Source organism: Streptomyces sp. NPDC004732, from assembly GCF_040609235.1.
In the GTDB taxonomy this organism is placed as follows: domain Bacteria; phylum Actinomycetota; class Actinomycetes; order Streptomycetales; family Streptomycetaceae; genus Streptomyces.
The window spans coordinates 80,352-91,383 of the sequence record NZ_JBEXJR010000020.1; the positions used below are offsets into that span (position 1 = coordinate 80,352).

At 73.8% G+C, this 11,032-nt stretch carries 10 protein-coding genes; 7 read left to right on the forward strand and 3 right to left on the reverse strand.

The genetic code is table 11. The features are described 5' to 3' along the window. The first annotated feature begins 101 nt into the window (after nucleotides 1–101). From ABZV77_RS39005 to ABZV77_RS39020, 4 genes are all read left to right on the forward strand, one after another. Nucleotides 102–1,709 carry a glycosyltransferase family A protein gene (locus ABZV77_RS39005; RefSeq protein ID WP_356267576.1) on the forward strand — a complete coding sequence of 536 codons (1,608 nt, stop codon included), beginning with the start codon at nucleotides 102–104 and terminating at the stop codon, nucleotides 1,707–1,709. A gap of 73 nt (nucleotides 1,710–1,782) precedes the next feature. Continuing rightward, complete coding sequence (gene galE / locus ABZV77_RS39010) at nucleotides 1,783–2,769, forward strand: UDP-glucose 4-epimerase GalE (RefSeq protein WP_356267494.1); 987 nt, start codon at nucleotides 1,783–1,785, stop codon at nucleotides 2,767–2,769. Between the two features lie 121 nt (nucleotides 2,770–2,890). Beyond that, nucleotides 2,891–3,673, forward strand: coding sequence for an ABC transporter ATP-binding protein (locus ABZV77_RS39015; RefSeq protein ID WP_356267495.1), 783 nt, complete (start codon nucleotides 2,891–2,893; stop codon nucleotides 3,671–3,673). Next, nucleotides 3,670–6,210: an ABC transporter permease gene (locus tag ABZV77_RS39020; protein WP_356267496.1), complete on the forward strand. Its 2,541-nt coding sequence runs from the start codon at nucleotides 3,670–3,672 to the stop codon at nucleotides 6,208–6,210. The genes ABZV77_RS39015 and ABZV77_RS39020 overlap by 4 nt, the downstream gene beginning before the upstream one ends. A 57-nt stretch (nucleotides 6,211–6,267) precedes the next feature. On the opposite strand, the gene ABZV77_RS39025 is transcribed toward ABZV77_RS39020, so the two are convergent. Then, nucleotides 6,268–6,912: a response regulator transcription factor gene (locus ABZV77_RS39025; protein ID WP_356267498.1), complete on the reverse strand. Its 645-nt coding sequence runs from the start codon at nucleotides 6,910–6,912 to the stop codon at nucleotides 6,268–6,270. Continuing rightward, nucleotides 6,900–8,066: a sensor histidine kinase gene (locus tag ABZV77_RS39030; RefSeq protein ID WP_356267499.1), complete on the reverse strand. Its 1,167-nt coding sequence runs from the start codon at nucleotides 8,064–8,066 to the stop codon at nucleotides 6,900–6,902. The genes ABZV77_RS39025 and ABZV77_RS39030 overlap by 13 nt, the downstream gene beginning before the upstream one ends. 181 nt (nucleotides 8,067–8,247) lie before the next feature. On the opposite strand from ABZV77_RS39030, the gene ABZV77_RS39035 reads away from it, so the two are divergent. Beyond that, a complete protein-coding gene (locus ABZV77_RS39035; protein WP_356267501.1) occupies nucleotides 8,248–8,412 on the forward strand; it encodes a hypothetical protein in 165 nt (54 codons plus the stop codon). 37 nt (nucleotides 8,413–8,449) lie between these two features. Here ABZV77_RS39035 and ABZV77_RS39040 read toward each other — a convergent pair whose 3' ends face one another. Beyond that, nucleotides 8,450–9,070: a TetR/AcrR family transcriptional regulator gene (locus ABZV77_RS39040; RefSeq protein ID WP_356267503.1), complete on the reverse strand. Its 621-nt coding sequence runs from the start codon at nucleotides 9,068–9,070 to the stop codon at nucleotides 8,450–8,452. Between the two features lie 237 nt (nucleotides 9,071–9,307). Here ABZV77_RS39040 and ABZV77_RS39045 point away from each other — a divergent pair, with 237 nt between their 5' ends. Beyond that, the gene (locus ABZV77_RS39045) at nucleotides 9,308–10,159 is read left to right on the forward strand and encodes an ABC transporter permease (protein WP_356267577.1); all 852 of its coding nucleotides are present in this window, start codon (nucleotides 9,308–9,310) and stop codon (nucleotides 10,157–10,159) included. Continuing rightward, complete coding sequence (locus tag ABZV77_RS39050) at nucleotides 10,152–10,967, forward strand: ABC transporter ATP-binding protein (RefSeq protein WP_356267504.1); 816 nt, start codon at nucleotides 10,152–10,154, stop codon at nucleotides 10,965–10,967. The genes ABZV77_RS39045 and ABZV77_RS39050 overlap by 8 nt, the downstream gene beginning before the upstream one ends. Nucleotides 10,968–11,032: the final 65 nt, after the last annotated feature.

Consider the following 11,032-nt stretch of genomic DNA (forward strand, 5'->3'; position numbering starts at 1 on the left):
CAACCCCTAAAATTTCCACTGTGGACCGCATCCTGCCTCACCCGAGTGCCCAGAACACCCCTGCCACGAACCCGTCCGGCTCCGACGTCTCCGTCGTCTCCGTGGTCTCCGTAGTCGTGATCGGATACAACGACGCGGCCCACGTCGCGGACGCCGTGCGCTCCGCGCTGGCACAGGGCCCCGCCGTCCACGAGGTGATCGCCGTCGACGACTGCTCGACGGACGACAGCGCGGAGATCCTGGCCGCGCTCGCGGCGCACGACCCGCGCGTGCGCGTCGTGCGCCGACAGACCAACAGCGGCGGCTGCGGCACGCCCCGCAACGACGGGATCGACGCCGCCACCGCGCCGTACGTGATGTTCCTCGACAGCGACGACGTGCTGCCGCCCGGCGCGGCCGACGCGCTGCTCGCCGCCGCCCGCAGGCACGGCGCGCAGGTCGCCGCCGGGCTCTGCGTGCGCCGCGAGCTGCCATCGGGCCGCGAGATCCCCTGGCAGCCGGAGATCTACCGCAAGGCGCAACTCGTCGCCCGCCCCGAGCTCCGCCCCCGCCTCGTCCACGACACGCTCTGCGTCAACAAGCTCTACCGCACGGACTTCCTGCGCGAGCACGGCATCCGCTTCCCCGAAGGCCGCTTCGTCTACGAGGACTTCGTCTTCACCGCGCGCATGCTGGCCGCCGCACCGCGCATCGCCCTCGTCCCCGACACGGTCTACGTCTGGCACGTGCGCCGCGCCGCCGCCAAGCTGTCGATCTCCCTGGACCGCTCCGGGATCGCCAACTGGCAGGCCCGCACGGAGGCGCACCGCCAGTCCGTCGAGATCCTGCGGGACGCGCTCGGCACCGGCGGCAAGCAGCTCGCGCGGGCGGCCCGCGCCAAGTTCGTCGACCACAGCCTGCGCATGTACACCCGGGAACTCGCCGCGCGCGGCACGGAGTACCAGCGCGAGTGGTGGGCCCACACCCGCGCCTACCTGGCGACGTTCGACACCGCCGACCTCGACGCGGCGCCCGCGCCCGGCCGGGTCATCGCCCGCGTGATCCTCGCCTCCGAACAGCCGCGCGACCTGACCCGGCTGAAGCAGGTCGCGGCGCGCCCGGCCCGGCTCACGGCGCCGTACCCGAGGGCCGCCGACGCCACGCCCGTCTGGGCCCCTGACCTCCCCCAGGTCACCCTGGAGCACCTGCTCGTGCGGCCCGTGCGGCTGCTGCCCATCGCGGTCGACGGCGAGCTGCGCCCGGCCGCGGGCGGGTCGCGGCTGACGCTGCGGATGCACGAGCTGTACGGACGGGTGGCGGACGCGGGCCCCGCCACGGTCGACGTCGAACTGGTGCACCGGCAGAGCGGGCAGCCCGGTCTGCGCAGGACGGCGGCGTTCGGCACCGAGCGGCCCGGCGAGACCTGGGCCGCCACGGTCCTGCTCGACCTCGGATCGCTGGACAACGCCGTGTGGGACATCCGCCTGCGGCTCCGGTTCGAGGACGGCACGGCGCGCGACACGACCGCGCGCGCCGTCGCCGGGCCCGGACTGCTGCGCCGCACGGTGGTCCCGAGCAGGCGGCGCGGCGTCCTGCTCGTCCAGCCGTACGCCACCCAGGCGGGCAACCTCTCGGTGCGGCTGGCGCCCGGTGTGCGGGGCGTCGCCGGGGTCGCGAAGCGGCGCCTGACCAGGCTGCTGCGCTCCGTGCCTGGCATCGCGGGCCGCTGACACGGACCGGACAGGGGCTCTGCGACACTGCACCTCACGCATCACACTCGCGACAAGACAGGACAAGCCGACCATGACCTGGCTGATCACCGGCGGCGCCGGATACATCGGGGCGCACGTCGTCCGCGCCATGACGGAGGCGGGCGAGCGGGCCGTGGTCTACGACGACCTGTCCACCGGCATCGCCGAGCGCGTGCCCGACGGGGTGCCGCTGGTCGTCGGCTCGGTCCTCGACGGCGACCGGCTCACCCGCACCTTCCGGGAGCACGCCGTCACCGGCATCGTGCACCTGGCGGGCAAGAAGCAGGTCGGCGAGTCCGTGGAGCGGCCGCTGCACTACTACCACGAGAACGTGGAGGGCCTGCGGGTCCTGCTCGACGCCGCGGCCGACTCGGACGCCGTGGCCCACTTCGTCTTCTCCTCGTCCGCCTCCGTGTACGGCATGCCCGACGTCGACCTCGTCACCGAGGAGACGCCGTGCCTGCCGATGAGCCCGTACGGCGAGACGAAGCTGGCCGGTGAGTGGCTGGTGCGCGCGGTGGGCCGCGCGCACGGCCTGACGACGGCGTCCCTGCGCTACTTCAACGTGGCGGGCGCGGCCTCCGCCGACCTCGTCGACACCGGCGTCTTCAATCTCGTCCCGATGGTTTTCGAGAAGCTCACCGCAGGTCGGGCCCCGCGGATCTTCGGCGCGGACTATCCGACCCCCGACGGCACGTGCGTACGCGACTACATCCACGTCGTCGACATCGCAGAGGCCCACGTGGCGGCGGCCCGCAGGCTCGCGTCCGCGGTGCCCGGCACGGACCTCACCCTCAACATCGGCCGCGGCGAGGGCGTTTCGGTCCGCGAGATGACGGACCTCATCAACGAGGTCACCGGCCACGACACCCCCGCCGAGGTCACGGCCCGCCGCCCCGGCGACCCGGCCCGCGTGGTGGCGGCCGCGGACCGCATCGCCACGGAACTCGGCTGGTCCGCGAAGCGCGACGTGCGCGAGATGGTCGCGTCGGCCTGGGCGGGCTGGGTGCGGCTGCATCCGGAGGCGGCGCGCGACTGACGGCTCCCCCGAGGGGGTGTAGCAGGCTCCACCATCGGGTCGGGAGTGCGCTCTCTCGCCCCGCCGACCTGGTGTTCCTAGCGTTCTCAGTGGCAGCAGCGACCACTGGGAGGGCGTACGGATGTTCAGGCGACGGGGTTCCGGAGCAGTATCCGCAGGGAAGCCGGCGGCCGTGCCCGACGCGCTCGCGCTCGACGGGGTCGAAAGGTCCTACCGGCGCGGCGTCCCCGCCCTCGCACCCGTCGACCTCGCCGTGCCGCGCGGCCGGTTCCTGGCCGTCATGGGCCCTTCCGGATCCGGCAAGTCGACGCTCCTGCAGTGCGCGGCGGGCCTCGACAGGCCCACCTCCGGGACCGTGCGCATCGGGGGCGTCGACATCGGCGCGCTCGGTGAGGCCGCGCTGACCCGGCTGCGCCGCGAGCGCGTCGGCTTCGTCTTCCAGGCGCACAATCTCGTACCGTCCCTGAGCGTCCAGGAGAACGTCTCCCTGCCGCTGCTCCTCGCGGGCGCCGCGGACGCGTCCGACGCCGACCGGGCGCTGTGCGCGCTCGCCGCCGTGGGGCTCGACGGGCGTGCGGACGACCGGCCCGCGGAGCTGTCCGGCGGCCAGCAGCAGCGCGTCGCCGTCGCCCGCGCCCTGGTCGCCTCGCCGGACGTCGTCTTCGCCGACGAGCCGACCGGCGCCCTCGACCCGGCCACCGCACAGGACGTCCTTGCGCTGCTGCGGCAGGCGGTCGACCGGGACGGGCACAGCGTCGTGATGGTGACCCACGACCCGGCCGCGGCGGCCTGGGCCGACGAGGCGCTGTTCCTCGCCGAAGGACGTGTCGTCACACGCCTCGACCGTCCCGGAGCGGCCCAAGTGCACGGCATCATGCGGAACCTGTCCCGGCGGGCGGCATGAGCGCCGCCCCCGTCAAGGCGACCCGGCTGCTCGCCGCGCGCGGCGCCCGGACGCACCGCAAGGCCTGGGCCGCCGTGTTCGCCGCCCTCGCCCTCACCTCCCTCCTGCTCGGCTCGTTCACCCTGGCGCTGGCGTCGGCCGGACTGGGGCACGCGCGCGTGGAGCGGTACGCGGACGCGGGCCTCGTCGTCGCCGGGGACCAGCACACCCGCTTCACCGCCAAGCCGTGGGGCAGCGACCCCGAGACGGCGACGGCGGGACTCACCGAGCGCGTCAGGGTTCCCCGGGCCGCGCTGAGCACCCTGCGGGACGTCCCCGGCGTCCGCGCGGTGATCGCGGACGAGGTGTTCGAGCTGGGCATCAAGGTGGGCGGCAAGAACACCCCCGCGACCGGACGCCCCTGGCCCGCGGCCCGGTTGGCCCCCTACGGCCTGCTCCAGGGCCGTGCTCCCCGGCACCCCCACGAAGTCGTCGTCGGCGAGGGAACGGCCCGCGTCGGCGACCGCGTCCCCGTCCGCGTGTCCGGCGCCGAGGCGACGTACCGGGTGACGGGCATCGCCGAAGGCCCGCGCGCGGCCGCCTACTTCACCGCGGACCGGGCCCACCGGCTGGCGGGCCGCCCCGGCTCGGTGGCCGCGATCGGCGTGCTCGCGGATTCCGGTACGAGCACGGCGGCCCTGCGTACGCGCGTGCGGCACGCGGTGGACGAGGCGGGCCTCAGGAGCGTGGGCAGGCGGGCGGACGGGGACGGCGCCCGGCTCCGCGTCCTGACGGGGAACGGGCGCGGCGCCGCCGAGTTCCTCGCGGCGGCGCCCGCCAGGTCCGGCATGCTGGCGCTGCTGGGCTCCGTGACCGCAACGGTCGTGCTGATCGCGCTGCTCGTCGTGGCGTCGACGGTGGTGCAGGCGCTGCGGCAACGCGGGCACGAGCTGGGCCTGTTGCGGGCGGTGGGCGCGACGCCGCGGCAGGTGCGGGGCGCGGTGGGCCGCGAGGTCGGCCGGGTCGCCGCGGTGGCGGGTCTGGTGGGAGCGGTGGCTGCCGTCCCCGCGTTCCTGGGCCTGCGCGCCCTGCTCGACGCGCGGGGCGCCCTGCCCCCGGGGCTCGTCCTCCCCCTGCCGCCCTGGCTGCTGCCCGCCCCTCTCCTGACGGCGGGCCTGACCCTCCTGATCGCCCGCGTCGCCGCGCTGATCGCCTGCGCGCGGACGGGGAAGGTACGCCCCGCGGAAGCGCTGCGCGAACAGGCGCCGGGCAAGGCCCGTCAGATCACCGGGCTCGTCCTGCTGTTCGTCGGCGTGAGCTCGGCGGGTACCGCGACGCTCCAGCACGGGGAGGCGGCGGCCGCGGCGGCCGGTGCGGCGGCGGTGGTCCTGGTGATCGGGTGCGCGCTGCTCGGCCCGTGGATCGCCGAGGGCGCGATGCGGGTCCTTGGAGGGCCGCTGCGCAGGTTCGGCGGCGTGGGCGGCCACCTCGCGGCGGCCAACTGCACGGCGACGGCGACCCGGCTCGGGGCGGCGCTCACCCCGGTCATCCTGGTCACGGCGTTCATCGTGGTGCAGCTGTCCGCGGGCGCGACGATGACGCACGCGGCGGGCGACCAGGCACGGCAGGCGGCGCGCGCGGACTACGCCCTGACCGCGCCCGGCGGCCTGCCCGCCACCGCCCTGTCCCGCATCGACGCGGTCCCGGGGGTGCGGGCGGCCACGGGCATCACCCGCGGCACGGTGGTCCTGGCCCGCCGCGAGACGGGCTCGCCCCGCCTGGATCGCCTCCCGGTGCTCGGGGCGACCACCGGGGGCCTGACCCGGACCCTGGACCCGGGCGTCCGCGAGGGCGACCTCACCGCACTGCGCCCCGGCACGGTGGCGGTCGGCAGGGACCGTGCCCGCTCCCTGGACGCACACCCCGGCTCGACGGTGACGGTGCGGTTCGGCGACGGGGTGGAGGCACGCCTTCGGGTGGTGGCGACGTACGACCGCGAACTGGCCCTGGGTGCCTTCCTGTTCTCCCAGGAGGAGCTGCGCCGCCACACGTCCGCGCCGGGGGCGGACCGGATCCTGGTGGCCGGGGACGCCGAGCCCCGGGCCCTGCGTGCGGCGGCGCCGGGGGCGCGCCTGGAGTCGGACCCCGCCCCCGAGCGGCTCGACCCGGAGGACCGGGCGCTGGGAGAGGTGGTGACCGTGGCGGCGGTCGGCGCGATCGGCGCCTTCACGGCGATCGCCGTCCTGAGCACCCTCGCCCTCATCACGATCGGCCGCCGCCCCGAACTGTCCCTGCTCCGCAGGGCCGGAGCTGACCGGCGCCAACTCCGCCACATGCTCGCCCTGGAAACGGCGGCCACCACCCTGACGGGCCTGGCAGTCGGCACGGTGGTGGCCTCGCTCCCCCTCCTGGCCTTTGCCCTGTCGACGGCCCACTCCCTGCCCCACCTGGCCCCCGCCCAGGCGGCACTGATCGCCCTGACGGTCGCGGCGACGACAACTACGGGCACGCTGTGGCCTGCGCGTCGGGCGCTGAGGGGGCGTTATCCGGGGCGGTGAGGCCGCCACTGACCAGGCACCCGCAGCCGCACCCTAGGGCCTGTCTTCAGACAGGCCCTAGCCCCGGTTCAGATGAGCAAGCACCGCCAGCACCCTCCGGTGCCCGCTGTCGCTCGGTGGCAGGCCCAGCTTGGCGAAGACGTTGCCGATGTGTTTGCTCACCGCGCGGTCGGAGACCACGAGCAGCGACGCGATCGTCGCGTTGTCCCGGCCCTCCGCCATCAGTTGCAGCACCTCGCGCTCCCGCGGGGTCAGTGAGTCCAGGGGGTCGTCCCGGCGGCGCGTAAGGAGTTCCGTGACGACCTCCGGGTCCAGCGCCGTCCCGCCGCCCGCCACCCGCTCCAGCGCGTCGAGGAACTCGTCGACCCGCCCGATCCGGTCCTTCAGCAGATAGCCGACGCCACTCGCGCCCCCGCCCAGCAGCTCGGCGGCGTACGTCTCCTCGACGTACTGGGAGAGGACGAGCACCGGAAGGCCGGGGATCTCCGCCCGCGCCGCGAGCGCCGCCCGCAGGCCCTCGTCGCGGAAGCCCGGCGGCATCCGGACGTCCAGCACGGCGACATCGGGCCGGTGTTCGAGGAGCGCGGGCAGCACCTCGGGGCCGCTTGAGGCGACCGCGACCACCTCGTGCCCCGCGGAGGTGAGCAGCAGCACCACCCCTTCCCGCAGCAAGGCGTTGTCCTCGGCGATCACCACGCGCACGGCAGCTCCACTTCGATCACGGTCGGCCCCCCGGCGGGGCTCGACACTTCCACGGTCCCGTCGAGCGCGGCGACCCGGCGCCGCATGCCGAGCAGCCCGCTGCCGCCCGACTCGTCCACCCCGCCCCGCCCCTCGTCACGGACCACGACCCGCAACACCGCGCCCCTCCGCGAGAGTTCCACGAAGGCCCGCTCCGAGCCACTGTGCTTGGCCGCGTTGGTCAGCGCCTCGGCGACGACGAAGTACGCGGCGGCCTCCACGGCGGCCGGGGCCCGCGCCCCGTCCTCGACGCCGTCCTCCTCCACCGTCACCTGGAGCCCGCTGCCCGCGGCCAGCGCCCGTACCGCGCCCACGAGCCCGCGGTCGGTGAGGATCGGCGGATGGATGCCGCGGACGACGTGGCGCAGTTCGGTGAGCGCCTCCTCGGCCTGGTCCTGCGCGTCGGCGAGGAGCTTCTTCGCGGCCTCCGGGTCCTTGTCGTACGCGCGGCGCGCGAGCCCCACCCGCATGGACAGGGAGACGAGGCGGGCCTGCGTGCCGTCGTGCAGATCCCGTTCGATGCGGCGCAGTTCGGCGCCGTGCGCGGCGACGGCCCCGGCCCGGGTGACGGTGAGCTCCTCGACGCGCTCGGCGAGGTCGGCGCTGCGCTGCGCCTCCGGCGAGGGGAGCAGCAGCATCCGCGACCAGTGCGCGTCGAGGTCGGCGAGCCGGACGACGAGCGGGAGGAGCACGGCCCTGCGGCCGACGATCCCGCACCACACGCCGTCGACGAGCAGCCCGAGGACGACCAGGGGCAGTGCGGCGTACAGGAGGATCAGGCCGTAGACGAAGTGGACGCCGAGCCAGCGCAGGTCGCGCCAGGTGCCGGGGTCGGTGAGGGCGGTGCTCACGCGGGCGCGGACGCCGCCGGTGAGGGGGAGGTAGGCCTCGGGGACCGGGCGGCCCGTCCAGCGGCCGACGAGGCCGCGCTTGAATCCCGCGGTCCTGCGCAGCAGTTGCACCGTTTCGGGCAGCACCGCCGCGCCGACCACCAGGACGGTGACGAACGCGGTGAACAGGATGAGCGCCAGGAACAGATACGAGACGAGTGCGAGCCCGGCTCCCTTGACCAGCTGGGCCATGGCGGCCCCCACCCGCCGCAATGTCTCCTTCATGCAGGTCAGGCTAGGCCACGGGGAAAGGGGCGGGGAGGGAGCGGCCCCCTGGGCGATGGTGTAGCGCGCTACACCATCGGTTCGGGAGAGCACTCCATCGTCGCGTCGCCGCGCGGACGGGAAGATTGACCTCAGGTCGCCGCACGAGGCGTCGGCCGCCCCGCCCGGAAGGCATCACCCCATGAAGGCCCTGCTCTGGTTCGTCCTCGCCGTCGCCCTCGTCGTCAACGTCTCGACCAGCTTCGCCTTCGACGGTGTGCAGCAGGCGCTGATCAGCATCGGCACGGGCGTCACGGCGCTCGGGGCGGGCGTGACGCTTTTCCTGACGCGCAGCCGGGAGGCATAGCCGCCTGCGGGGGGGGGACCCTCGGCACGCAAGAGGCTCAGAGCGCCCGCAGTCCCGCCGCCGTAGCCGCCGCGAGCTTTCCCAGATAGCCCTTGGACAGCTCGGCCCGCACCACCACGGAACGCCAGTAGAGCGGCCCCGACACCAGGTCGAGGGCCAGCTCCTCGTCCGCCTCCGCCCGCAGCTCGCCCCGCTCCACCGCCGCCCGCACGATGCCGCTCGCGACGCCGTGCTGACCTTCGCGGAGCGCCTTCTGCAGCGCCTCCGCGATCTCCGGATTGCGCGCGGCCTCGGCCTGCAGGTCGGGGATGATCTGCGAGGCGACGGGGTGCCGCAGGGCGCGCGAGGTGACCTCGTACAGCAGCCGCAGGTCACCCTCCAGCGAACCGGTGTCCGGCGCCGGAAGCCCCTGTACCGCTATCGCCGACACCAGGTCGAGCACGAGGTGCAGCTTGGACCGCCAGCGGCGGTAGACGGCGGTCTTGCCGACCCCGGCGCGGCGCGCGATGCCCTCGATGGACATGCGCGCGTAGCCGACGGAGGCCAGTTCCCCGAAGACAGCGGCGCGGATCGCCTCGGTCACGTCCTCGCGGAGCACGGCGGCCCCGGCGGGGGCCCTGCGGCGCGGTTGTTCACCCTGTGGCCTGCTCGTCGTCATACGGACAGCATAAAGCGTCACGACGATACGGTTGCGTTCCGACGTACCGACGGCCTACTGTCGGCGTTGCGACGATACGGGTCCGTCCCGACGTCCGCCTCCAGCCTTTCCGCAGGCTCCCCGCAGCCTCCCCGAGCGAAAGCAACGGACGTGAGCCAGGCCCTCGACGCACCGCACCAGACCCAGCCCCAGCCCCATACAGCGAACCCCGCCGACCCGACGCCGACCGCCGCCGAGCTGGCCGCCCGGCACGGCCTGACCGTCAGCGGCGCCCGCCCCTCCCTGCCTGCCTACGTACGGCAGCTGTGGCAGCGCCGTCACTTCATCACCGCCTTCTCGACGGCCAAGCTGACCGCCCAGTACAGCCAGGCCAAGCTCGGCCAGCTCTGGCAGGTGATGACGCCGCTCCTGAACGCGGCGGTCTACTACTTCATCTTCGGCGTGCTGATGAACACCAAGCGCGACGTCGAGGACTACGTCCCGTTCCTGGTCACCGGCGTCTTCGTCTTCACCTTCACCCAGCAGTCGGTGATGGCGGGCACCCGCGCGATCTCCGGCAGCCTCGGCCTGGTGCGCGCCCTGCACTTCCCGCGCGCCTCGCTGCCGATCTCGTACTGCCTGCAACAGCTCCAGCAGCTGCTGTTCTCCATGTGCGCGCTCTTCGTGATCCTGCTCTGCTTCGGCGTCCCGCCCACGGCGTCCTGGCTCCTGGTGGTCCCGGTCCTCGCGCTGCAGTTCACGTTCAACACCGGCCTGGCGCTCGTCATGGCGCGGCTCGGCAGCAAGACGCCGGACATCGCGCAGCTGATGCCGTTCGTGCTGCGCACCTGGATGTACGTGTCCGGGGTGATGTGGAGCATCGAGGCCGTCCTCAAGGACCAGAACCTGCCGCACGTGGTGAAGGTGCTCCTGGAGTCCAACCCGGCGGCCGTCTACATCGACCTGATGCGGTTCGCGCTGATCGACAGCTTCCAGCGGGACCAGCTCCCGCACCACGTCTGGGCCTGGGCCCTGGGCTGGGCACTGCTCGCCGGGGTCGGCGGGTTCATCTACTTCTGGAAAGCAGAGGAGACGTACGGCCGTGGCTGACACTTCCGACAACGCCGGTACTTCCCCGGGCCTCGCCCCCACCGTCATCGTCGACCAGGTCGACATCGTCTACCGCGTGCACGGCACCGGCGCGGGCCGCGGCAGCGCCACCGCCGCGCTCAACCGGATCATCGGCGGCCGCAAGAAGACCGAGACACGGGCGGGCGTGCGCAAGGTGCACGCCGTCAAGAAGGTGTCCTTCACCGCGTACAAGGGCGAGGCCATCGGCCTGATCGGCACGAACGGCTCAGGGAAGTCGACGCTGCTCAAGGCCGTCGCGGGGCTCCTGCCCGTCGAGCGCGGCCGCATCTTCACCCACGGCCAGCCGTCGCTGCTCGGCGTGAACGCGGCGATGATGAACGACCTGACGGGCGAGCGCAACGTACGCCTCGGCGGTCTCGCGATGGGCATGAGCCGCGAGCAGGTCCAGGAGCGCTACGACGACATCGTCGACTTCTCCGGCATCAACGAGAAGGGCGACTTCATCACGCTCCCGATGCGCACCTACTCCTCCGGCATGGCGGCCCGCCTGCGCTTCTCCATCGCGGCCGCCAAGGACCACGACGTCCTGCTCATCGACGAGGCCCTGGCCACCGGCGACCGCTCCTTCCAGAAGCGCTCCGAGGCCCGCATCCGCGAGCTCCGCAAGCACGCGGGCACGGTCTTCCTGGTCAGCCACAACAACAAGTCGATCCGCGACACCTGCGACCGCGTGCTGTGGCTGGAGCGCGGCGAGCTGCGGATGGACGGGCCCACCGGGGACGTCCTGAAGGAGTACGAGCGCTTCACGGGCGGCGGCAAGGACTGATCCCGAGCCGCCGGACCCATCCGCCAGGACCATCCCTTTTGTCGCATCAATACGCAGATCCTTAC

Bases quoted from the DNA above. Each gene is read 5' to 3' on its own strand.
- galE (WP_356267494.1), top strand. From the start codon at position 1,783: ATGACCTGGCTGATCACCGGCGGCGCCGGATACATCGGGGCGCACGTC.
- ABZV77_RS39040 (WP_356267503.1), bottom strand. From the start codon at position 9,070: ATGACGACGAGCAGGCCACAGGGTGAACAACCGCGCCGCAGGGCCCCC.
- ABZV77_RS39035 (WP_356267501.1), top strand. From the start codon at position 8,248: ATGAAGGCCCTGCTCTGGTTCGTCCTCGCCGTCGCCCTCGTCGTCAAC.
- ABZV77_RS39030 (WP_356267499.1), bottom strand. From the start codon at position 8,066: ATGAAGGAGACATTGCGGCGGGTGGGGGCCGCCATGGCCCAGCTGGTC.
- ABZV77_RS39020 (WP_356267496.1), top strand. From the start codon at position 3,670: ATGAGCGCCGCCCCCGTCAAGGCGACCCGGCTGCTCGCCGCGCGCGGC.
- ABZV77_RS39015 (WP_356267495.1), top strand. From the start codon at position 2,891: ATGTTCAGGCGACGGGGTTCCGGAGCAGTATCCGCAGGGAAGCCGGCG.